The sequence below is a fragment of the Micromonospora sp. NPDC048999 genome, from assembly GCF_040649295.1.
GTDB lineage: Bacteria > Actinomycetota > Actinomycetes > Mycobacteriales > Micromonosporaceae > Micromonospora.
The window spans coordinates 1-21,240 of sequence record NZ_JBEZFI010000026.1 but is presented as its reverse complement, the minus strand read 5'-3'; the positions used below and the strand labels follow the sequence as shown (position 1 = coordinate 21,240).

Below are 21,240 nucleotides of genomic sequence, written 5' to 3'. Positions count from 1 at the left end.
CCGGCTGCCCCAACGGGCACATCGCCGGCACGCCACTGCGCGACGAAGGTCAACTTCTGGACGCGTACCCTGAATCTCATGTCTGCCGAGGAGCCGCTGTTCCGGATCGTCCGCGGGGCGCCCACCGCCGAGGAAGTGGCTGCCCTGGTCGGCGCGATCGTGGCGCGGACCCGGCCGGCCACGGCCACGGCCACCGCACCGGCCGCCGTGTCGCACTGGGCGCGCAGCGCCCGTCCGGCGGGCGCGGCGCTCGTCGCCGGCCCCGGCGCGTGGCGCGCCTCCGGCCTCCCCCGCTGAACCTTCCCGGGTACGCGGGGCTGCCAGGATCCCCTGCAAGCCGTTAACCTCACTCTCGGAAACGACGCGGTGACGGGCAGGAGCGCCGATGATTCCCGAAGAGGACCGGCCGGCGGGCTGGCTGCGAGGCTACGGCGGCATTGAGGCCGACATCCGACAGATGCGCGAGTTCGCCGACCGGCTCCAGGACGAGGTCACGCGCAACTACGCAGCGCATTTGTCGTACATCGCCGACGACATGAAGACGCCGATCCCCAACCCCGCCGACGCCTTCATCGAGCTGGTCCACTTCCTTCAGGCGCACCACGAGACCCAGCAGGCCACCGTCCACATGGTCTGGGACCTCAGCCCCGCCACCGGCCACCTGGCCGACGCCGCGGGCCGGATCGCCGATCAGTACGTCCACACCGACGCGTTCGCCGCCGCCCGGGTAGTCGACGTCGAGCGGGAGCTCGGCCGCTCCGAGGCGATCGGGGCGCGACCCGTGCCCAGGCTGCCCGACCCAACCGCGCCCCAGGACGGGCCGGTGATACTGCCATGATCGAGCGGGGCGGCGGCCGCACGTCGGGCCTCACCGACTGGCACCTCATGAATGTGCTCAGCATGTGGGCGTGCCTGCAGGACCAGGAGACCACCGGACACTGGAAGCAGGTCGCCGGGTGGCGCAAGATCTGCGACCTGGCCCTGACCCACCTCAGCCGGCTCAAGGAATATCGCCGAGGGCTCGCCGAAGCCTGGCCACCGGAGAGCAGCGCCGCCGCGCAGGCGTACCTCGGTGAACTGGACCAGCTCATCGACAAGGTCCAACGCACCCACGACACCGCCGCCGCGAACTACGACGCGCTCGCCGCCGCCGCCCGCGCCATCGCCAGCACCCGCACCGGCCTCAAACCGATCCATGAGGAGTACGCGGCCAAACTCCAGCAGAAACGGGCGTACGAGGCGATACTCGCCGACCCGAAGGCGGTGGCCGGCAGCCGCCTGCCCGACCAGCCACCGGTGACGGACGCGGACCTGGAACGGCTGAACCTCCAGGCGCGGGGGTTGATGACGGGATTGAGCAGCGAACTCCAACAAGCCCAAGCCATGCTCCGCCAACCCCCACCTCCAGCCCGGCTTGGCCCACGAGTGGATCAATCCCCGGTTGATCCGTATGGTTCGGCAAGCCCGACACCAGTTATTCCTCCGATCGTTCCGATCCCGATGAACTCCACAACGCAGACAAGGCCAATTCGCTCACCAGCGATAACTGATAGGCCGATCCCTACACCCAAGGCTCCCTTCGCAGGACCCGTCTTGGGCGAAGCGCCACTGCTTGGCGGAGCAGGTAGCGCTCCAGCACCGACAGCCCCAGGCACGGCTACGCCCGCGCCTGGCTTGCCATCGATCCCCCAAGTAGGGGGCACCAACCCACCGCCGACTGCGCCGGGCACCTCGCGGCCTCTCAATCCAAATGCCCCACTCAACCGGCTTCCCATTCGCCGCGATAGCGGAGGCGGGGTTCCGCCTGGCAATGGCACCTCGCCTACGTCAGCACGTCCGATGCCTCCTGGCGGCCTCATCGGCGGTTCTCCCTTCGTCGGTCAACCAGCCGGGCCTGCCTCGCCTCGTCGTGTGAACCCCATCGGCGGCGTAATCGGCAGTGGCGGCGCTGGCACGGCTCCGACAGGCGCGGCCGGCTCTCGACCGGGGGCAAGCAAAGGACCATTCCTCGGCACGCACGGACCGTTGTCATTTGATGGCCATGCAGGATCAGCCAATTATCGAGGGGGGCAGGATGTTCGCAACCGCCTACAGGGCTCAGATCAACGCGATGGTGACGAACATCGGTGGGATCCAGACAACCCATGGGAGACTGAGCATGGGGTGGACCCAGTAGTTCGACCACCCGATGAGGGTCGACCGATTGATCCCGGCCCAGCTATTGGCCTCGACCGCTGAAACGACATGACCTCCGCATCTGCCCGTCTGTTCGAAGTCGCTCTTGCGTTCGGCACCACCTGCATCCTACTGCCGGTCTTCACGCCCACTACTGCACTCGCGAGTGGAAGCGCCGCCGACCAGGTTAGAGCCGACCAATGGCATCTTCGATACCTCAATGCGAGGGAAGCGCATGAGATCAGCCGTGGTGAAGGCGTCATCGTAGCCGTCCCGGATACTGGCACCGATCCACATCCCGATCTAGAGCGAAACCTTCTCCAAGGGGCCGACATGATTCCGGGCGGGAACGGCAACGGCCAACGAGACCAGAATAGTCATGGCACAGGAATGGCAGGCCTCATTGCCGCTCACGGACGAGGGTCTAGTTCAGGCGCCCTAGGAATAGCTCCGAGGGCCAAGATCTTGCCCCTTTATGACACACCTGCGGACGGCCTCGGCAATGCCGACGACCTTGCGTCTAGCATCGAGTACGCGATTACTCACCATGCCGACATAATCAGCATTTCCGCCGCCCATGTCGCAACAGTTCGCCTTCAGGCTGCCATAAGAACGGCCTTGGAGTCCAATATTGTAGTGGTAGCAGCGGCTGGCAACACCCCTCGGGAGACTGGTGTGACCTATCCGGCGTCAGAGCCGGGTGTAATCGCTGTCGGCGGCGTCGACCGGGATGGCAGACACGCAGCGATATCGGCATCCGGGCCCGAGATCGACGTCGTAGCGCCAGCAATCGATATCTATAGCACAAGCATCGGTGGCCAATATCGCAAAAGTTCCGGAACCTCTGACGCCACGGCGATCGTTGCTGGGGCGGCTGCGCTGATTCGGTCCAAGTACCCCAACCTGCCGGCTCAGGAGGTCAAGCATCGCCTGACGGCCACCGCTATCGACAAGGGGCCGCCCGGGCGGGACGACGAGTACGGCTACGGCGTCATCGACCTGGTCGCCGCGCTCACCGCTGACGTACCCCCGTTGGGTTTCGAGTCGGCGGTCGCGACCGCACCCGCCTCGACCCAAGCTGCGCAGCCGGAGGACAGCGGGGATGACGGTGCGACGGCGCGCGGGCTGGCGACGCTGGGCGTACTGGTGGCGGCGGGCGGGGGCTATCTGGTGTGGCGGCGTCGCCGTGCCGGCCGGTAGCGCTCGTCAAATCGGCTGTGCGCCACAGGACGGTCAGGCGCGTCGCCGCCGCCGTGCCGGTGTCGCGGTAGGCCCTGGGTCGGCCGCCGATCCAGCGCAGCCAGGCTCCCGGCACTGACAGCGCCCGCCGTACGGCTGCAACAGCTTGCCGCCATTGCAGTAGTGAGTGGTGACGGTGATGCCCGGGACGCAGCCCATGCACCGGACGATCGTCCCGGGCGGGCTCGGCCACGGCCCGGGGATCGGCCCCGGGGTGGGGCGCTCAGGTCTCGCCGTCACGGATCTTCTGCTTCGTTCCGCCCGCCGCCTGGTGCGGCCGTTCGACGGTGCGGGATGACCCGAGGTCGATGGGCGGCCCGACGTGGTACAGGCCATGGGTCACCAAGTCACCGCGCGCGGACGCCCACGGCCAGCAGCGGCGCACCTGGCAGATCGGGCACGGCTGCCCCGGGCCGGGCGGTCGGTGGGTGTTGAGGGTCCGCCGCCAGCGGCGAACCGTGACCGGGGCGGGCGCGGCGGTCACCGCAGCGCCCCGATCACGACGGCCAGGGCGACGACGAACACGCACGCCAGCACCGTGACGCGCAGCCGGCGCGGCGGTGGAGGCGGGAGTGGTGGCACCGGCACGCGGTCCCCGTCAGCGAGGCGGCCGGCGCCGTGTCGCAGGCTGACGGGCTGGGGGTCGGTGTGCCGCTCGACCATGGGTCTCCTCTGACCGGGGAGTACGGGTGGACCGGGACGGGCCACGGGGAGGCCCGCCCCGGCCGTGACGGAACCTGCCAGGGACCGTCACGCTCCGAACCTATGATGCGCGCGCATCACAGGTCAAGCCTATGATGGCATCTGATGCGCGCGGATCTTGACCTGCGGCCCCCGGCGTGGTCCGATGACCTCACCTGCCAGGGGAGAACCATGAACTACAGACACGCCTACCAGCGCATCGTCGACGACATCGTGGCTGGCATCGAGTCCGGTGACCTGCCGCCTGGGAGCAAACTTCCGTCGTCACGGGAGCTGCAAGAGCAGTACAAGACCTCGCACATGACGGTCAGAACTGCCGTCACGATCCTGCGCGACCGGGGCCTGGTCGAATCCGTCTCCGGCGTCGGCGTGTTCGTCCGAGAGCGGCCTACAGGCTAACCGCCCTGCGCCGCCGTGCCGCTGACCCGCTACGACGGATCGGCCGGTAACGTCGCCCACGTGTCGACTTCCGTACCGCTGCGCCTCGTGCTCGCCTCGCAGAGTCCCGCCCGCCGCAAGCTGCTCCAAGCCGCCGGGATCGAACCCGACGTGCTGGTCAGCGGCGTTGATGAGTCGCAGGTGGTCAGCGACCGGGCGGAGGAGCTGTGCCTGGAACTGGCCCGGCTGAAGGCGCAGGCGGTGCTGGGCCGGCTGCGGGCCACGCCGGACGAGCGGACGCTGGTGCTCGGCTGCGACTCGGTGCTGGCGTTCGACGGGGAGATTCTGGGCAAGCCGGCGGACGCGGCGGATGCCACCCGGCGGTGGCAGCGGATGCGCGGGCGTAGCGGGGTGCTGCACACCGGGCACTGTCTGATCGACGTGACCCACGAGTCGCGGGCGGAGGCGGTGGCCTCGACCACGGTGCACTTCGCGGAGATCACCGACGAGGAGATCGCCGCGTACGTGGCGACGGGTGAGCCGCTGGCGGTGGCCGGGGCGTTCACCATCGACGGGCTGGGCGGGGCGTTCCTGACCGGCATCGAGGGTGACCCGGGCACGGTGGTGGGGTTGAGCCTGCCGCTGCTGCGGAGCCTCCTCGGCGAGCTGGGGCTGAGCATCACGGATCTGTGGACGAAGGTCGCACCCGGGGGCCAGGAAATCGAACCTCTCGGCTAGCCGGGGCTGGCGGGAGGCCACAACTGGTGAGAGCGTCATGCCTGTGAGTCATATTTATGACCCAGAGGCATAACGGTCAAAAGCTGTCTTGCTCCCGGACGCCGACACGCCAGCCAGCCAGCCAACCAGCCGACGTCGACGGTCGAGAATATCGGCTAACGTGCCGATCATGAGCACGAAGCCGTTGCCGCTGACCCCGGAACTGCACGCCTATCTCGTGGCGCACGGTTCCGCCCCCGACGAAATCGTCCGTGAACTGGCCGAGGAGACGCTGGCCGCCCTTCCCGAGCAGGCGGACATGCAGGTCGCGCCGGAGCAGGCCGCATTCCTGACCTTTCTCACCCGGCTGCTGGGGGTGCGGCAGGCGGTGGAGGTGGGCACCTTCACCGGGCTCTCCTCGCTGGCGATCGCCCGGGGCCTCGCCGAGGGCGGCCAGCTGACCTGCTTCGACATCTCGGAGGAGTACACCGGCGTCGCCCGCCGCTACTGGACGCGGGCCGGCGTGCAGGACCTCATCGACCTGCGCATCGGCCCGGCCGCCGACAGGCTGCGGGAGCTGCCGCGGGAGCGGTACCTGGACCTCGCGTTCATCGACGCCGACAAGGTCGGCTACCCGGTCTACTGGGACGAGCTGGTGCCCCGGATGCGACCGGGCGCGGTCATCGCGGTGGACAACACGCTGCGCGGTGGCCGGGTGCTCGCCCCGGAGAACGCCGACGACCGGGCCATCGCGGCATTCAACGACGAGATCATGTCCGACGTACGGGTGGACGTGGTCATGCTCCCGATCGCCGACGGCGTCACCCTGGCCCGGGTGCGCTGAGGACCGGGCCGCTGGCAGGGGCGGTAGGGCGCGCCGCGCGCAGGACCCGGCCGAGCCGCACGGTGAGCAGCACGGACGCCGCGATGAAGCCGGGCAGCAGCAGGAAGGCCAGGTGCGGTCCGACGCCGTCGGCCACCCAACCGAGCAGGACCGGCGCGATCCCGAAACCCACCCCCATCGAGTACGACGACCAGCCGGCCGCCTTGTCGGCGGCCGGCCCGGCGACGGCGAGCGCGATGGAGATGGCCAGCGGGTAGTGCAGGGCGTTGCCCAGCCCGAGCACGACCAGACCGGTGACGGCCAGCCAGCCGACCGGGGCGGACCAGAAGAGCGCGAACCCGGCCAGGGACACGGCCAGCGCGCCGAGCAGCAGCGGCACCGGCGGCCAGCGCAGCGCGAACCGGCCGCCGGCCAGTCGTCCGACGAACATGCCGCCGACGATCGCGGCGACCGCCGCCGAGGCGCTGCCCGCGCCGAGCCCGGCGTGGGTACGCAGCACGTCGGCGGTCCAGAGCGACAGGCACACCTCGATCGAGCCGGTGACCGACATGAGCACCCAGGCGATCCAGTACGCCGCCGGCAGCCGGTGCGCCGCGGGGGTGCGGGCCGCCGGTGCCGAGGCGGTCACCACGGCAGGGCCAGCGGCGGCCGGGGCGGCCTTCGGCAGGCGTACCCGGAAAAGCAGGGCGGCGAGGGCGACCAGCGTGATCAGCCCGACCTCGACGGCCATCACCGGCCGCCAGCCGTGGCCGGAGTTCACGGTGGTGCCGATGACCAGCGGCGCGAGGATGCCCATGCCGGCGCAGGCGGCGTTGGCCTCGGTGAGCGCGGCGGGCGCGGCAGGCCCGTGATGGGCGGTTAGCACCACGTTGACCCCGCTGACCACCAGCATGCCGAAGGTGGCGATCACCGCGACGGCGGCGAGGGTGGCGGGCAGCGGGCGCAGCAGCCCGAGGGCGGCGACCCCGGCGGCCACGCCGGCCAGGCCGAGCCAGATGGCCGGGCCGCGACCGAGGCGACGGGCAACCGGCGCGAAGAGTGCCCCGCCGAGCAGCGCGCCGACCGCGATGCCCGTGCTGTGCAGGCCGGCGACGGCGGCGCTGGTGCCCTGTTCGTCGCGGAGCAGCGGTACGACGGGGCCGAACCCGTAGAGGAAGAAGCCCCACAGCCCGAGTTGGGCATAGGTCAACCAAGTCGTCTTGTCATGGATGAGGCGGGGCACCGATCCACGCTACGCGCGCAGGATCGGTGCCCCGCCTCTGGTGAGAGGCAACTCTCGTCTATTCAGCGGACGCTGCGGGCGAACTGCCGGGCGGCCCAGACCACCCCGGCGACGGCGAGCACCGCGACGATCGTCAACCCCTGCCAGACCTTGGCGTTGCTGAGGTCGCCGGCGAAGAGCGCCCGGCTGCCCAGGACCGCCCAGGAGAACGGGTTCCAGTTGGCGACCCCTTGCAGCCAGCCGGGCGCGTAGGCGAGCGGCAGCAGGATGCCGGACAGCAGGAGCACCGGCTGGGCGACGGTGTTCATCAGCGGGGCGAGCGCGTCCTCGCTCTTGACCTTCAGCGCGACGCCGTAGGAGACCGCCGACGTCATCAGCGCGATCAGGGCCAGCATCAGGTACGCCAGGAGCAGGTAGCCGATGAAGACGCGCAGGTCGAACAGGAGCGCCAGCAGGGTGATGATGATCGCCTGCGCGATCAGCGAGACCACGTCCCGCAGTGAGCGGCCGAGCAGCAGGGCGAGCCGACTGACCGGGGTGACCCGGGAGCGTTCGATGACCCCGGCGCGCAACTCGGCGATCAGGCCGAAGCCCTGGAACAGGCCGCCGAAGATGGCCAGCAGCACGAGCAGGCCGGGGACGAAGAACTTGTACGCCGCAGCCTGGGTCGGCGCGTTCAGCGCTTTCGTGAGCAGCGGGGCGAAGAGCAGCAGGTACATCACCGGCTGGAAGACGCCGACGAAGACCCAGACCGGGTTGCGCAGCAGCAACTGGATCTGGCGCTGGAAGATCAGCCAGGTGTCGCGGGCGAGTTTCATGACAGCTTCTCCGGTTGGTCAGGACTCGCGCAGCGAGCGGCCGGTCTTGGTGAGGAAGACGTCGTCGAGGCTGGGGCGGTGCAGCTCGATGGAGCGCAGGTCCAGCCCGGCGGCGTCGAGGCGGCGCAGCACCTGCGGGATGGCGGTGGCCCCGTCTTCGACGAAGAGGCGCAGGCCACCCTGGTCGACGGTCTCCAGCTTGTTGACGTACGCCTCGCTGTCGAGCAGTTCGGCGGCGCGGGGGGTGTTGGCGGCGTCGAGGCCGACCTGCACCACCTCCCCGGAGATCTCCCGCTTCAGCTCGGCCGGGGTGCCCTCGGCGACCACCTGACCGTGGTCCATGATCGCGATCCGGTCGCAGAGCGCGTCCGCCTCGTCGAGGTAGTGCGTGGTGATGAAGACGGTCATCCCCTCGGCGCGTAGCCGGCGGATCTCGTCCCACATGTGGGCCCGGCTCTGCGGGTCGAGGCCGGTGGTCGGCTCGTCGAGGAAAACGATCTTCGGCTCGTGGATGATGCCGAGCGCGATCTCGACCCGGCGGCGCTGACCGCCGGAGTAGGTCTTGCACTTGCGGTCGGCGTACTCGGTGAGCTGGAAGGCGTCGAGGGCGCGGGCGGCGCGGCGTTGCGCCTCGGCCTTTCCGATGCCGTAGAAGCGGGCCTGGAGCACCAGCTCCTCGCGGGCGGTGGACTCGTCCCAGGTGCTGCCGCCCTGGGCCACGTAGCCGATCCGGCGGCGCACCTCGGCCGGCTCCTTGCGCAGATTGGCCCCGGCGATCGTGGCCTCGCCGCCGTCGGGCTCGATGAGGGTGGCGAGCATCCGCAGGGTGGTGGTCTTGCCAGCGCCGTTGGGGCCGAGGAAGCCGAAGATCTCCCCCTCGGCGACGTCGAGGTTGACACCCCGGACCGCGTCCACGGTCTTCGTCTCGCGGCCGGCGCGGGAGCGGAACGACTTTCGCAGCCCCCTGGTCTTGATCATCTCTGCTCCTGGTCGTCCGGGCCGGACGGGACCGGCCGCCGATCGTCCGCGAGGAGGGCACACCGGACCCCCGCGGTTCGCGCCGACACTAACGCGATATAGCTCTTGTAGTCAACGTTGATTATTTCGTGTTGTCGCTCTGGGGTACGACCCCGTCCGTCCACCCGGACCAACCCTCGGCCCGCTCCATTGCAGCGGGCAGGTACGACACTCCTGACTCGATCCGCTCGGCGATCCGCCCGCACCAGGCCATCTCCGCCTCGGCCCGGGCCAGCCACAGCTCGAACATCCAGCCGACGTGCACCGGCTTGGTGTTGCGCACCCACTCCGACTCCAGCGAGGCGCGCATCGACTCGATACCGGCCCGCAGCAGGTTGGCCCGGTTCCGCAGGGCCGCCGCCGCCTCGTCGCGCGGCATCGCGGGCAGGAAGGAGAACGCGGCCACGAACGGGTCGGCCGGCTCGTGAAGCTGCCACCACTGCGCCCGTAGCAGGGTCTCGAACTCGTCCTCCCCCTTCGGGGTCACCTCATAGGTGGTGCGGGCGGGGCGGGCCCCCACCTGCTCCGTCGACACCGCCCGGAGCAGTCCCTCGTCGGTGAGCTTGCGCAACGCGTGGTAGATCGATCCCGGTTGCACGTTGGCCCACTTGTCGGCGCTCCAGCTCAGCAGCTCACGGCGTACGTCGTAGCCGTGCACCGGTTGCATCCACCTGACCAGGCCGAGAATCATCATCCGCGTTGCCGACACCGGGCAAGCGTAATAGCCAAATTTGACTAAGACGCGGCAGTGCCGTGCCGCATCCCACACTGAGCGATCGTTAGGGCGGCGGAGGTCGGCCGATAAACTCCCGGCATCGACCTCCGGGGAGGAGCCACCAAGGTGCGCAAGGTACTCATCGCCAACCGCGGCGAGATCGCCGTCCGCGTCATCCGCGCCTGCCGCGACGCCGGCCTGGCGAGCGTCGCCGTCTACGCGGACTCGGACCGGGACGCCCTGCACGCCACCCTCGCCGACGAGGCGTACGCCCTGGGCGGCGACACCGCGGCCGAGAGCTACCTGCGGATCGACAAGCTGATCGACACCGCCGCCCGGTCGGGAGCCGACGCGGTGCACCCCGGCTACGGCTTCCTCTCCGAGAACGCCGACTTCGCGCAGGCGGTCATCGACGCCGGGCTGACCTGGATCGGGCCGACCCCGCAGGCGATCCGTGACCTCGGCGACAAGGTGACCGCCCGGCACATCGCCCAGCGCGCCGGCGCGCCCCTGGTCCCCGGCACCCCGGACCCGGTCGGCAACGCCGACGAGGTGATGGCCTTCGCCATCGACCACGGCCTGCCGGTCGCCATCAAGGCGGCCTTCGGCGGCGGCGGGCGCGGCCTCAAGGTGGCCCGCACCATGGAGGAGATCCCGGACCTGTTCGAGTCGGCCACCCGCGAGGCGGTCGCCGCGTTCGGCCGGGGCGAGTGCTTCGTCGAGCGTTACCTGGACCACCCCCGGCACGTCGAGGCGCAGGTCCTCGCCGACCAGCACGGCAACGTGATTGTGGTGGGCACCCGAGACTGCTCGCTCCAGCGCCGGCACCAGAAGCTGGTCGAGGAGGCTCCCGCGCCGTTCCTCACCGACGCGCAGCGCGCCCAGATCCACGACAGCGCCAAGGCGATCTGCCGGGAGGCCGGCTACCACGGCGCCGGCACGGTGGAATACCTGGTCGGCGCCGACGGCACCATCTCCTTCCTGGAGGTCAACACCCGGCTCCAGGTCGAGCACCCGGTCACCGAGGAGACCGCCGGCATCGACCTGGTCCGTGAGCAGTTCCGCATCGCCGACGGCGAGAAGCTGCGCTTCACCGAGGACCCGACCCCGCGCGGGCACGCCATCGAGTTCCGGATCAACGGCGAGGACCCGGGCCGCAACTTCCTGCCTGCCCCGGGCACCATCACCGCGCTGCGGCTGCCCAGCGGGCCGGGCGTCCGGGTCGACACCGGCATCTCGGCCGGCGACGTGATCGGCGGCAACTTCGACTCGCTGCTGGCCAAGGTGATCATCACCGGCGAGACGCGTACGGAGGCGCTGGAGCGGGCCCGCCGGGCGCTGGACGAGATGGTCGTCGAGGGGATGGCCACCGCGTTGCCGTTCCACCGCCTGGTGGTCCGGGACGAGGCGTTCACGGCCGAGCCGTTCAACGTGCACACCCGGTGGATCGAGACCGAGTTCGACAACACCGTTCCGGCGTTCACCGCCCCGGCCGGCGCCGTCGAGGGCCCGGCCGAGCGCGAGACCGTCGTGGTCGAGGTGGGCGGCAAGCGGCTGGAGGTGGTCCTGCCCGCCGGCCTCGGCGCGGGTACGGCCACCACCGCGCCCGCCACCAGGAAGCCGGCTCGCCGGGGCGGCGGCGCGAAGGCCGGCGCGGCGGTCAGCGGCGACACCCTCGCCTCGCCCATGCAGGGCACCATCGTCAAGATCGCCATCGCCGACGGGGACACCGTCGCCGAGGGGGACCTGATCGTCGTCCTGGAGGCGATGAAGATGGAGCAGCCGCTGCACGCCCACAAGGCGGGCACCGTCAGCGGCCTCTCCGCCGAGGTCGGCGCGGTCATCACCGCCGGCGCCCCGATCTGCACCATCGCGTAAGGAGGGCCGGGGGCTTCCGGCCCCGACGGCCTATTGGCCCGGGTGGAGGACGGCCGCCGCCTCGGCGCAGACCGCGTCGGTGAGGGCGGCGAGGAGCCTGGACTCCAGCCGCCAGTGCTGCCAGTAGAGCGGCGCGTCTACGTGCCGCCCCGGGGCGAGGTCGACGCAGACGCCGTCGGCCAGGTCGGCCTCGGCCAACTGCTCCGGGACCAGCCCCCAGGCGAGGCCACGCCGGATCGCCTCGCTGAACGCCGGCACGGACGGCACGTGGTGCACCGGCGGGTCGAGGTCCCGGCCGGTCACCGCCCGCACGAAACGGTGCTGGACGCGGTCCTTGCGGTCGAAGACGAGCATCGGCGCGCCGGCCAGCGCCTCGGCCGTCAGGCCGTCGGGAAACCAGCGGGCGACCAACGCCGGGGCGGCGAGCGCCCGGTAGCGCATCGCGCCGAGCGGGCGTACCCGGCAGCCCTGCACCGGCTCCCGCTGGGCGGTCACCGCCGCCAGCACTGCGCCGTCGCGCAGCAGCTCGGCGGTGTGGTCCTGGTCGTCCTGGCGTACGTCGAAGCAGACGGCCAGCTCGGCCGGGACGCGGGCCAGCGCGGGCACGAACCAGGTGGCCAACGAGTCGGCGTTGACCACCACGGGCACCCGGGTGGGCCCGACGGCCCCGTCCACCGCCCCACGCGCCCCATCCACCGCCCCGCGCGCCTCGGCGAGCGCCTCCCGTTCGAGCAGCGTCAACTGGACGGCCAGGCGCAGCAGTGGCTGTCCCGCCTCGGTCGCCTGGCAGGGACGGTTGCGGCGGACCAGCACCTGCCCGACGGCCTCCTCCAGCGCGCGGATCCGCTGACTCACCGCCGACTGGGTGACATGCAGGACGCGCGCCGCGCCCTCGAAGCTGCCCTCGCCGACCACGGCGGCCAGGGTGCGTAGCTGGGTGGCGTCGAGTCCTTCCATCAGCTCAGCTTACGGAGCTTCAGAAAGATTAGTTGGACTGCATCACGTGTCAGCCCCTAGCGTGCGACCCGTGCCGCCTCCGCTTCCCTCGGCCGTCGCCGGGTTCTGCGTCTCGCTCGCGCTGATCGTCGCCATCGGCGCGCAGAACGCCTTCGTGCTCCGCCAGGGGCTACGCCGTGAGCACGTGCTACCCGTCGTGGTCGCCTGCGCCGCCTCGGACGCCCTGCTCATCGCGGCGGGCATCGCCGGTCTCGGGACCGCCGTGGCGGACCGCCCGGGGCTGCTCGCCGCCATCCGCTGGGCCGGGGCCGCGTTCCTGCTCGGGTACGCCGTGCTCGCCGCCCGCCGCGCCTTGCGCCCGGGCGCCCTCGCCCCCACCGAGCGGCCGCCGGCCACCCTCCGCGCGACCGTGCTGGCCTGCCTGGCCTTCACCTACCTCAACCCGCACGTCTATCTCGACACCGTGCTGCTGCTCGGCGGCGTGGCCCAGCAGTACGAACAGCGCTGGGCGTTCGGCGTCGGCGCCGCGCTGGCCAGCGCCGCCTGGTTCACCGCGCTCGGCGGCGGGGCGCACCGACTGGCGCCGCTGCTCGCCCGTACCACCGCCTGGCGCGTGCTGGACGGCGCGGTCGCCGTTGTGATGACCGCAACCGGCGCGGCGCTGCTGCTCGGCTGACGCCCGCACGGGGTGGTTTCCGTGACCATCGCCGACACGGACGGAGGCCGCCGGGAATGATGTTCCGGTGCGGTTCCTTCATGACGCGCTCCCCGCGCACGACCTGACCTACAACGACGTCTTCATGGCGCCCAACCGTTCCGAGGTGGCCTCCCGGCTCGACGTCGACCTGGCCAGCGGCGACGGCACCGGCACGACCATCCCGCTGGTGGTGGCGAACATGACGGCCGTCGCCGGCCGGCGGATGGCCGAGACCGTGGCCCGCCGGGGCGCCATCGCGGTGATCCCTCAGGACATCCCGATCGAGGTGGTGGCCAACGTGGTCGCCTGGGTCAAGCAGCGGCACCTGGTGCACGACACGGCCATCACCCTCGGCCCGACGGACACCGTCGGTGACGCGATCCACCTGCTGCCGAAGCGTTCGCACGGCGCGGTGATCGTGGTGGACGAGGCCGGCCGCCCGGTCGGTGTGGTCACCGAGGCGGACACCGTGGGCGTGGACCGGTTCGCCCAGCTCCGGCACGTGATGTCGACCGAGCTGCACACCGTGCCGGCGGACGCGGACCCGCGTACCGGCTTCGACCGGCTGTCCGCCGGACGGCGACGGCTCGCGCCGGTGGTGGACGCCGGTGGGCGGCTGGTCGGTGTGCTGACCCGGCCGGGCGCGCTGCGCGCCACGCTCTACAAGCCGGCGGTGGACGACCGGGGGCGGCTGCGCGTCGCCGCCGCGGTGGGCATCAACGGCGACGTGACCGGCAAGGCCGCCGCGCTGCTGGAGGCCGGGGTGGACACGCTGGTCGTGGACACCGCGCACGGCCATCAGGCGCGGATGATCTCCGCGCTGCGGGCGGTCCGTGGGCTTGACCCGGCCGTCCCGGTCGCGGCCGGCAACGTGGTCACCGCCGAGGGCGTACGCGACCTGATCGAGGCGGGCGCCGACATCGTCAAGGTCGGCGTCGGGCCGGGCGCGATGTGCACCACCCGGATGATGACCGGTGTGGGCCGGCCGCAGTTCTCGGCGGTGCTCGACTGCGCCGCGGCGGCCCGGGCGCTGGGCCGGCACGTCTGGGCCGACGGTGGCGTACGCCACCCCCGGGACGTGGCGTTGGCCCTGGCGGCGGGCGCCTCGAACGTGATGATCGGGTCCTGGTTCGCCGGCACCTACGAGTCCCCCGGAGACCTGTACACCGACCCGGACGGCCGGCGCTACAAGGAGAGCTTCGGCATGGCGTCTTCCCGGGCGGTCAGCGCGCGTACGGCGGAGGACAGCGCGTACGAACGGGCCCGGAAGGCGATCTTCGAGGAGGGCATCTCCTCGGCCCGGATGTACCTGGACCCGACCCGGCCGGGCGTGGAGGACCTGATCGACGAGATCGTCTCCGGCGTACGCAGCGCCTTCACCTATGCGGGCGCCCGCAACCTGGAGCAATTCCACGAGCGGGCGCTGGTCGGCGTGCAGAGCGCCGCGGGCTACACCGAGGGCATGCCGCTGCCGACCAGTTGGTGACGAAAATTAGTTTGGGGCCTGACAGTCCGGGGGCTAATCTGTATCCGTGAACACGGGACCGCTCGTCAGCTTCCCCGACGCGCTCAGGCAGGCGCCGCTCGGCCGGCTGATCGGCATCGCCGGGCACGTGGTCGAGCAGCACTGGGGGCGCTACCTCGCCGAACACCACGGGCTTACCTCCGCCGGCATGCGCGTGCTGCTCATCCTGCTCCGGGCCGGTGACAGTACGCACCGGGAGATGGCGGAACGGTGCTTTGTCCGGCCGGCCACCCTCACCGGCATCGTCGACACCCTCGAACGCGACGGCTTCGTGGCCCGCCAACGGGATCCGAACGACCGCCGCAGCGTCCAGCTCACCCTGACCGGCAAGGGTCGGGAGCACGCCCTGGCCATCATCGACCTGATCCACAGCAACCGCCCGCTCACCTCGGTCGACGCCGACCCGGCGAAGCAGGCGGTGATTCGGGAGTTCCTCATCGAACTCATCACGAACATGTCCGACGGGGACATCCGCCGGTTGAACAGAAACACCGATCCCGACACCGAGACGACAGCGGGGGAACGTCCGTGCTGATCCGCCTGCTCCGTAACCATCTGCGCCCGTACCGGCGACTACTGGCCGCCGTGGTGGCGTTCCAGTTCGTCGGCACGATCGCCTCGCTCTACCTGCCGAGCCTCAACGCCCGGATCATCGACCGTGGCGTGGCCGTCGGCGACACCGGCGAGATCCTGAGTACGGGCGGCTGGATGCTGCTCGTCAGCCTGCTCCAGATCACCTGCTCGATCACCGCCGTCTACCTCGGCGCGAAAACCGCGATGAGCTTCGGCCGGGACGTCCGGGGTGCCATCTTCCACCACGTCAACCGCTTCTCCGCCCGCGAGGTGGCCCGCTTCGGGGCGCCCTCGCTGATCACCCGGAACACCAACGACGTGCAGCAGGTGCAGATGCTCGTCCTGCTCAGCTGCACCATGCTGGCCGCCGCGCCGATCATGAGCATCGGCGGCGTGGTGATGGCACTCCGCGAGGACGTCGGGCTCTCCTGGCTGCTGGTGGTCTGCGTGCCGGTGCTGGCGATCGCGCTGGGCCTGCTCATCCGGAAGATGGTGCCCACCTTCCGGCTCATGCAGACCCGGATCGACACGGTCAACCGGGTGCTGCGCGAGCAGATCACCGGCATCCGGGTGGTCCGCGCCTTCGTCCGCGAGCCGTACGAGACGGATCGCTTCGGGGTCGCGAACGCCGACCTGACCGCGACCGCGCTGCGGATCGGCCGGCTCCAGGCGCTGATCTTCCCGCTCGTGATGCTGGTGCTCAACATCTCCGGCGTCGCGGTGCTGTGGTTCGGCGCGGGCCGGATCGACTCCGGTCAGATCGAGATCGGCGCACTGACCGCGTTCCTGCAGTACCTGATGCAGATCCTGATGTCGGTCATGATGGCCACCTTCATGCTGATGATGGTGCCCCGGGCCGCGGTCTGCGCCGAGCGCATCGTGGAGGTGCTGGACACCGAGTCCTCGGTGGTCCCGGCGGCGCGGCCGGTCACCGAGGTGTCCGGCCGGGGCGAGCTTGAGCTGCGCGACGTCGGTTTCCAGTACCCGGGGGCGACGGCTCCGGTGCTGCACGACATCTCGTTCCGCGCCGAGCCCGGGCGGACCACGGCGATCATCGGCTCCACCGGCGCCGGCAAGACGACCCTGCTCACCCTGATCCCGCGGCTGGTCGACCCGACCACCGGGACGGTCCTCGTGGACGGGGTGGACGTACGCGAACTGGCCCCGGATGAGCTGTGGCGGCGGATCGGGCTGGTGCCGCAGCGGCCCTACCTGTTCAGCGGCACGGTCGCCAGCAACCTGCGGTACGGCAATCCGGACGCCACCGACGCCGAACTCTGGGCGGCGCTGGAGATCGCCCAGGCCCGGGAGTTCGTCGCCGAGATGCCGGGCGGGCTGGACGCGCCGATCGCGCAGGGCGGCACGAACGTCTCCGGCGGCCAGCGGCAGCGGCTGGCGATCGCCCGCGCGCTGGTCCGCAAACCGGAGATCTACCTGTTTGACGACTCGTTCTCCGCGCTCGACCTCGGCACGGACGCCCGGCTGCGGGCGGCGCTGAAGCCGGTCACCGCGGAGGCGGCCGTGGTGATCGTGGCCCAGCGGGTTTCCACGATCGTCGACGCCGATCAGATCATCGTGCTCGAGGACGGAGGCGTCGTCGGAATGGGGCGACACGACGAACTGCTCGACACCTGCCCCACGTACGCCGAGATCGTGGCGTCCCAGCAGACCGCGGAGGTGGCGGCATGACCACCAGCTCGGTACCGGGCCAGAAGCAGGCCCCGGAGGAGGCGACGCCGAAGCGGCTGCCACCGGCCGGACGGCGCGCCGGCGGCGGCCCGCCGCACATGGGCATGGGCATGCCCGCTGAGAAGGCGATGAACTTCGGGCCGTCCGCCCGGCGGCTGCTCGGGCGGCTCCGGCCGTACCGGGCACAACTGACCGCCGTGCTCGCGCTGGCCGTGGCGAGCGTCGGGCTCAGCGTCATCGGGCCGAAGGTGCTCGGCCACGCCACCGACCTGATCTTCAGCGGGGTGATCGGCCGGAAGCTGCCCGCCGGCACCACCGCCGAGCAGGCGGTGGCCGCGGCCCGGGCGTCCGGCAACGGCAACTTCGCCGACATGCTGGCGAAGATGCACGTGGTGCCCGGCGTCGGCATCGACTTCAACGCGCTGGGCCGGGTGCTGGCCCTGGCTCTGGCGCTCTATGTCGGGGCCAGCGTGCTGATGTGGGCGCAGGGCTGGCTGCTCAACGGCGTGGTGCAGCGGACCGTGCTGCGGCTGCGCGCCGAGGTGGAGGAGAAGCTCAACCGGCTGCCGCTGCCCTACTTCGACAAGCAGCCGCGCGGCGAGCTGCTGAGCCGGGTCACCAACGACATCGACAACATCTCGCAGACCCTTCAGCAGACGCTGAGCCAGCTGGTCACCTCGCTGCTCACCGTGGTCGGCGTACTGGCCATGATGGTCTGGATCTCGCCGCTGCTGGCGGTGGTGGCCCTGGTGGCGGTGCCGCTGTCGGTGCTGGTCACCGCCCAGATCGCCAAGCGCTCGCAGCGCAAGTTCATCGCCCAGTGGGCGCACACCGGCGAGCTGAACGGGCAGATCGAGGAGGCGTACACCGGCCACGAGCTGGTCAAGGTGTTCGGCCGGCAGAAGGAGGTGGAGGCCGCCTTCCACGCCAAGAACGATCAGCTGTTCCAGGCGAGCTTCGGCGCGCAGTTCGTCTCCGGGATCATCATGCCGGCGATGTTCTTCATCGGGAACCTCAGCTACGTGGCGATCGCCGTGGTCGGCGGCCTGCGGGTCGCCTCGGGCACGATGAGCCTCGGCGACGTGCAGGCGTTCATCCAGTACTCGCGGCAGTTCACCCAGCCGCTCACCCAGGTCGCCTCGATGGCCAACCTGCTCCAGTCCGGGGTGGCCTCGGCCGAACGGGTCTTCGCGGTCCTCGACGCCGAGGAGCAGAGCCCCGAGCCCGCGCAGCCGGCCCGGATCGGCGACCCGCACGGTCGCGTCGAGTTCGAGCACGTCTCCTTCCGGTACGACCCGGACAAGCCGTTGATCGACGACCTGTCCCTGGTCGCCGAGCCCGGGCACACGGTGGCGATCGTCGGCCCGACCGGTGCCGGCAAGACCACGCTGGTCAACCTGATCATGCGGTTCTACGAGTTGGACGCTGGCCGGATCACCCTGGACGGGGTGGACATCACCACGATGCGCCGGGACGAGCTGCGCGGCCGGATCGGCATGGTGCTACAGGACACCTGGCTCTTCGGCGGCACCATCCGCGACAACATCGCGTACGGGCGGCCGGACGCGACCGAGGAGGAGATCCTGGCGGCGGCCCGGGCCACCTTCGTGGACCGCTTCGTCCGCAGCCTCCCCGACGGCTACGACACCGTCATCGACGAGGAGGGCAACAACGTCAGCGCCGGCGAGAAGCAGCTGATCACCATCGCCCGCGCGTTCCTCGCCGAGCCGTCGCTGCTGATCCTCGACGAGGCGACCAGCTCGGTGGACACCCGGACCGAGGTGCTGCTCCAGCGCGCGATGGCGGCGCTGCGGTCGGACCGGACCAGCTTCGTCATCGCCCACCGGCTCTCCACGATCCGCGACGCCGATCTGATCCTGATGATGGAGCAGGGCCAGATCGTCGAACACGGCACCCACGACCAGCTTCTGGCCGCCGACGGCGCGTACGCCCGGCTGTACCGGTCGCAGTTCAGCGGTGCGGTGATCACGGACGAGATTCCCGCGCCGCAGGCAGGAGGCACGCCCGCCGGGACCCTTCCGGCGATCGCACCGGCCAAGAACTGACGTGCAGCGTACGACCAGCCCGGCGCCGGCTCCCCATCACGACGGCGGGAAGCCGGCGCCGGCCGGCACCTGGGTAGCCGGTGGCGGCCCGGGCCGGCGGGCGTCAGGCGGCCGGGAGCAGGCCGGCCGAGCGGTCGGCGATCACCCGCCCGATCAACCCCAGCGCGGCGGCCACCGGCATCGGGTCGAGCCCACGGCCGTCGCGCAGGCGCAGGGAAACCGACCCGTCGGCCGCCTCCCGGGAGCCGACCACCCCGACGTACGGGACCCTTCGGCGGGCCGCGTCGCGGATCCGGGCACCCAGCGAGCCGGTCAGGTCGACCTCGGCCCGCAGCCCCGCCGCCTCGGCCCGGCGACACAGGTCGACGGCCGCGTCCGCCTGGCCGTCGTCGACCGGGAGCAGCACCAGCTGCACCGGGGCGTACCAGGCCGGAAAGGCGCCGGCGTGCACCTCGATCAGGTACGCGAACAGCCGTTCCATGCTGCCGACGAGGCTCCGGTGCACCAGCACCGGCCGTTTCCGGCTCCCGTCCGCGGCGGTGTACGACAGGTCGAACTTCTCCGGCTTGTCGAAGTCGAGCTGGATGGTGGAGATGGTCGACTCCCGGCCGGCCGCGTCGACGATCTGGATGTCGATCTTCGGGCCGTAGAAGGCAGCCTCGCCCGGCGCCTCGGTGAAGTCGACCCCGTCGAGCGCGGCGCGCAGCAGCTCCTCGGCCCGCGCCCACGAGGCGTCGTCCCCGACGTACTTCTCCCCCGGCCCGCGCAGCGACAGCCGGAACCCGGCCGGCCGGACACCGAGCGCGGCGTGCGCCTCGCGGATCAGCCGGAGGATCTCGCGTACCTCGTCGCCGACCTGCTCCAGCGCGCAGAAGTTGTGCGCGTCGTTGAGCGAGATGGCGCGTACCCGGGCGAGCCCGCCGAGCACCCCGGAGCGTTCCGCCCGGTACATCCCACCCAGCTCGCCGACCCGCAGCGGCAGCTCCCGGTAGGAGCGGCCACGGGCCCGGAAGACCAGGGCGTGGTGCGGGCAGAGCGCCGGCCGCAGCACGAACTCGTCATCGGGGGACAGCCGCATCGGCGGGAACATGTCGTCGGCGAAGTAGCCGAGATGTCCCGACAGCTCGAACAGCTCCCGCCGCCCCAGCGGCGGCGAGTAGACGTGCCGGTAGCCGGCCCGGCGCTCCAGGTCCCGTACGTACTCCTCGACGGCGTGCCGGGCGGCGGCGCCGGCCGGCAGCCAGATGGGCAGGCCGGCGCCCGCGAGCGGGTCCGAGACGAACAGCTCCAGCTCCCGGCCGAGCCTGCGGTGGTCGATCATGTCGCTCTCCTTGATCGGGTACGACCCGGAGGCGAGCAGGCCCGGAACGCCACGAGGCCCCGGGGCGGTTCGCCCCGGGGCCTCGTCGACGGAAATGTCAGTGCGGCGCGCCGGGGAGTCCCGGCGTCGTGGTCACCACCGCGCTGCGCATACGGCGACCGTACGACCGGCACGGCACCCGGAGCGACCGGTTTTCCGGCCGACCCCGCCGCCCGTGCGAGGTCAACGCTTCTCGCAGGCGATCCCGTCCCTGTCCCGGTCGAGGTGAGTGTTCTTGGCGTAGACCGCGTTGGACCTCGTGAAGTTGGTGACCGGCTTGGTGTTGCCGCGAACCTTGTCCTTCGCGCCCTTCTTGCCTACGCCGTGCGGGTAGACCTTGTGAAGTGCGGTGCAGTTCTTGTATTTCTTGGCCGCTGCCTCGGCTGGGGCGACGGCGACAAAGGCACTGCCGCCAAGCACCAAGGTCAGGGCGAGCATGCCTCGAACCAGCTTGGAATTCATCGAGGAGCCTCCCGAATGGGATTGTCAGTAACGGGATTGCCAGTTGCAACGGGGACTATAACCGGCGACCCGCCCAGACGGGACGTTCCTTCGCGGGGAAGAAGCTGTGGGGCGGGTCGCCGGCACGGGACCTGCCGGCGGGGTGAGGGCAGCAAGGCCATCTGACGTGCTGCGGAGCACCGCCAAGATCGTTGGGAACACGTCGG

20 protein-coding genes are annotated in these 21,240 nt (G+C 70.9%); 12 read left to right on the top strand and 8 right to left on the bottom strand.

Annotated elements, in window-relative coordinates; translation table 11 throughout:
* Nucleotides 1–78 precede the first annotated feature (78 nt).
* From AB0C02_RS23080 to AB0C02_RS23070, 3 genes are all read left to right on the top strand, one after another.
* Nucleotides 79–297, top strand: a complete 219-nt coding sequence (locus AB0C02_RS23080) for an acyl-CoA carboxylase subunit epsilon (RefSeq protein WP_357550828.1) — start codon at nt 79–81, stop codon at nt 295–297.
* Nucleotides 298–385: 88 nt separating this feature from the next.
* Nucleotides 386–838 (top strand): hypothetical protein, encoded by a 453-nt coding sequence (locus tag AB0C02_RS23075; protein WP_357550827.1) that lies wholly within the window; start codon nt 386–388, stop codon nt 836–838.
* Nucleotides 839–2,301: 1,463 nt separating this feature from the next.
* Nucleotides 2,302–3,375, top strand: coding sequence for a S8 family serine peptidase (locus AB0C02_RS23070; RefSeq protein ID WP_357550921.1), 1,074 nt, complete (start codon nt 2,302–2,304; stop codon nt 3,373–3,375).
* A 519-nt stretch (nt 3,376–3,894) separates the two neighbouring features.
* On the opposite strand, the gene AB0C02_RS23065 is transcribed toward AB0C02_RS23070, so the two are convergent.
* Nucleotides 3,895–4,077: a hypothetical protein gene (locus AB0C02_RS23065; protein ID WP_357550825.1), complete on the bottom strand. Its 183-nt coding sequence runs from the start codon at nt 4,075–4,077 to the stop codon at nt 3,895–3,897.
* Between the two features lie 210 nt (nt 4,078–4,287).
* Here AB0C02_RS23065 and AB0C02_RS23060 point away from each other — a divergent pair, with 210 nt between their 5' ends.
* From AB0C02_RS23060 to AB0C02_RS23050, 3 genes are all read left to right on the top strand, one after another.
* A complete protein-coding gene (locus AB0C02_RS23060) occupies nt 4,288–4,515 on the top strand; it encodes a winged helix-turn-helix domain-containing protein (protein ID WP_357550823.1) in 228 nt (75 codons plus the stop codon).
* A 60-nt stretch (nt 4,516–4,575) separates the two neighbouring features.
* Entirely contained in the window at nt 4,576–5,232 is a 657-nt protein-coding gene (locus AB0C02_RS23055) for a Maf family protein (protein WP_357550821.1), read from the top strand.
* A 169-nt stretch (nt 5,233–5,401) separates the two neighbouring features.
* Nucleotides 5,402–6,055 carry an O-methyltransferase gene (locus AB0C02_RS23050; RefSeq protein WP_357550819.1) on the top strand — a complete coding sequence of 218 codons (654 nt, stop codon included), beginning with the start codon at nt 5,402–5,404 and terminating at the stop codon, nt 6,053–6,055.
* Here the strand turns inward: AB0C02_RS23050 and AB0C02_RS23045 are convergent.
* The 4 genes from AB0C02_RS23045 to AB0C02_RS23030 form a co-directional block, all read right to left on the bottom strand.
* Nucleotides 6,033–7,277: an MFS transporter gene (locus AB0C02_RS23045; RefSeq protein ID WP_357550818.1), complete on the bottom strand. Its 1,245-nt coding sequence runs from the start codon at nt 7,275–7,277 to the stop codon at nt 6,033–6,035. The genes AB0C02_RS23050 and AB0C02_RS23045 overlap by 23 nt on opposite strands.
* 62 nt (nt 7,278–7,339) lie before the next feature.
* Nucleotides 7,340–8,095 carry an ABC transporter permease gene (locus AB0C02_RS23040; protein ID WP_357550817.1) on the bottom strand — a complete coding sequence of 252 codons (756 nt, stop codon included), beginning with the start codon at nt 8,093–8,095 and terminating at the stop codon, nt 7,340–7,342.
* Nucleotides 8,096–8,113: 18 nt separating this feature from the next.
* Nucleotides 8,114–9,073 carry an ATP-binding cassette domain-containing protein gene (locus AB0C02_RS23035; protein WP_357550815.1) on the bottom strand — a complete coding sequence of 320 codons (960 nt, stop codon included), beginning with the start codon at nt 9,071–9,073 and terminating at the stop codon, nt 8,114–8,116.
* A gap of 121 nt (nt 9,074–9,194) precedes the next feature.
* Nucleotides 9,195–9,806, bottom strand: a complete 612-nt coding sequence (locus tag AB0C02_RS23030; protein WP_357550920.1) for a PadR family transcriptional regulator — start codon at nt 9,804–9,806, stop codon at nt 9,195–9,197.
* Nucleotides 9,807–9,953: 147 nt separating this feature from the next.
* On the opposite strand from AB0C02_RS23030, the gene AB0C02_RS23025 reads away from it, so the two are divergent.
* A complete protein-coding gene (locus AB0C02_RS23025) occupies nt 9,954–11,705 on the top strand; it encodes a biotin carboxylase N-terminal domain-containing protein (RefSeq protein WP_357550811.1) in 1,752 nt (583 codons plus the stop codon).
* Nucleotides 11,706–11,735: 30 nt separating this feature from the next.
* Here the strand turns inward: AB0C02_RS23025 and AB0C02_RS23020 are convergent, their stop codons facing one another.
* A complete protein-coding gene (locus AB0C02_RS23020; RefSeq protein ID WP_357550810.1) occupies nt 11,736–12,662 on the bottom strand; it encodes a LysR family transcriptional regulator ArgP in 927 nt (308 codons plus the stop codon).
* Between the two features lie 70 nt (nt 12,663–12,732).
* Between AB0C02_RS23020 and AB0C02_RS23015 the strand changes: the two genes are divergently transcribed.
* The 5 genes from AB0C02_RS23015 (at nt 12,733) to AB0C02_RS22995 (ending at nt 19,212) form a co-directional block, all read left to right on the top strand.
* Entirely contained in the window at nt 12,733–13,338 is a 606-nt protein-coding gene (locus AB0C02_RS23015; protein ID WP_357550807.1) for a LysE/ArgO family amino acid transporter, read from the top strand.
* 67 nt (nt 13,339–13,405) lie between these two features.
* Nucleotides 13,406–14,845, top strand: coding sequence for a GuaB1 family IMP dehydrogenase-related protein (locus tag AB0C02_RS23010; protein WP_357550805.1), 1,440 nt, complete (start codon nt 13,406–13,408; stop codon nt 14,843–14,845).
* 46 nt (nt 14,846–14,891) lie between these two features.
* Nucleotides 14,892–15,419 carry a MarR family transcriptional regulator gene (locus tag AB0C02_RS23005; protein ID WP_357550803.1) on the top strand — a complete coding sequence of 176 codons (528 nt, stop codon included), beginning with the start codon at nt 14,892–14,894 and terminating at the stop codon, nt 15,417–15,419.
* On the top strand, nt 15,413–17,146 hold the full coding sequence (locus AB0C02_RS23000) for an ABC transporter ATP-binding protein (protein ID WP_357550801.1): 1,734 nt from the start codon (nt 15,413–15,415) through the stop codon (nt 17,144–17,146). The genes AB0C02_RS23005 and AB0C02_RS23000 overlap by 7 nt, the downstream gene beginning before the upstream one ends.
* A complete protein-coding gene (locus tag AB0C02_RS22995) occupies nt 17,143–19,212 on the top strand; it encodes an ABC transporter ATP-binding protein (protein WP_357550800.1) in 2,070 nt (689 codons plus the stop codon). Before AB0C02_RS23000 ends, AB0C02_RS22995 begins: the two co-directional genes overlap by 4 nt.
* 103 nt (nt 19,213–19,315) lie before the next feature.
* Here AB0C02_RS22995 and thrS read toward each other — a convergent pair whose 3' ends face one another.
* Entirely contained in the window at nt 19,316–20,533 is a 1,218-nt protein-coding gene (gene thrS, locus AB0C02_RS22990) for a threonine--tRNA ligase (RefSeq protein ID WP_357550798.1), read from the bottom strand.
* A gap of 222 nt (nt 20,534–20,755) precedes the next feature.
* Nucleotides 20,756–21,034, bottom strand: a complete 279-nt coding sequence (locus AB0C02_RS22985) for an excalibur calcium-binding domain-containing protein (RefSeq protein WP_357550797.1) — start codon at nt 21,032–21,034, stop codon at nt 20,756–20,758.
* Nucleotides 21,035–21,240 lie beyond the last annotated feature (206 nt).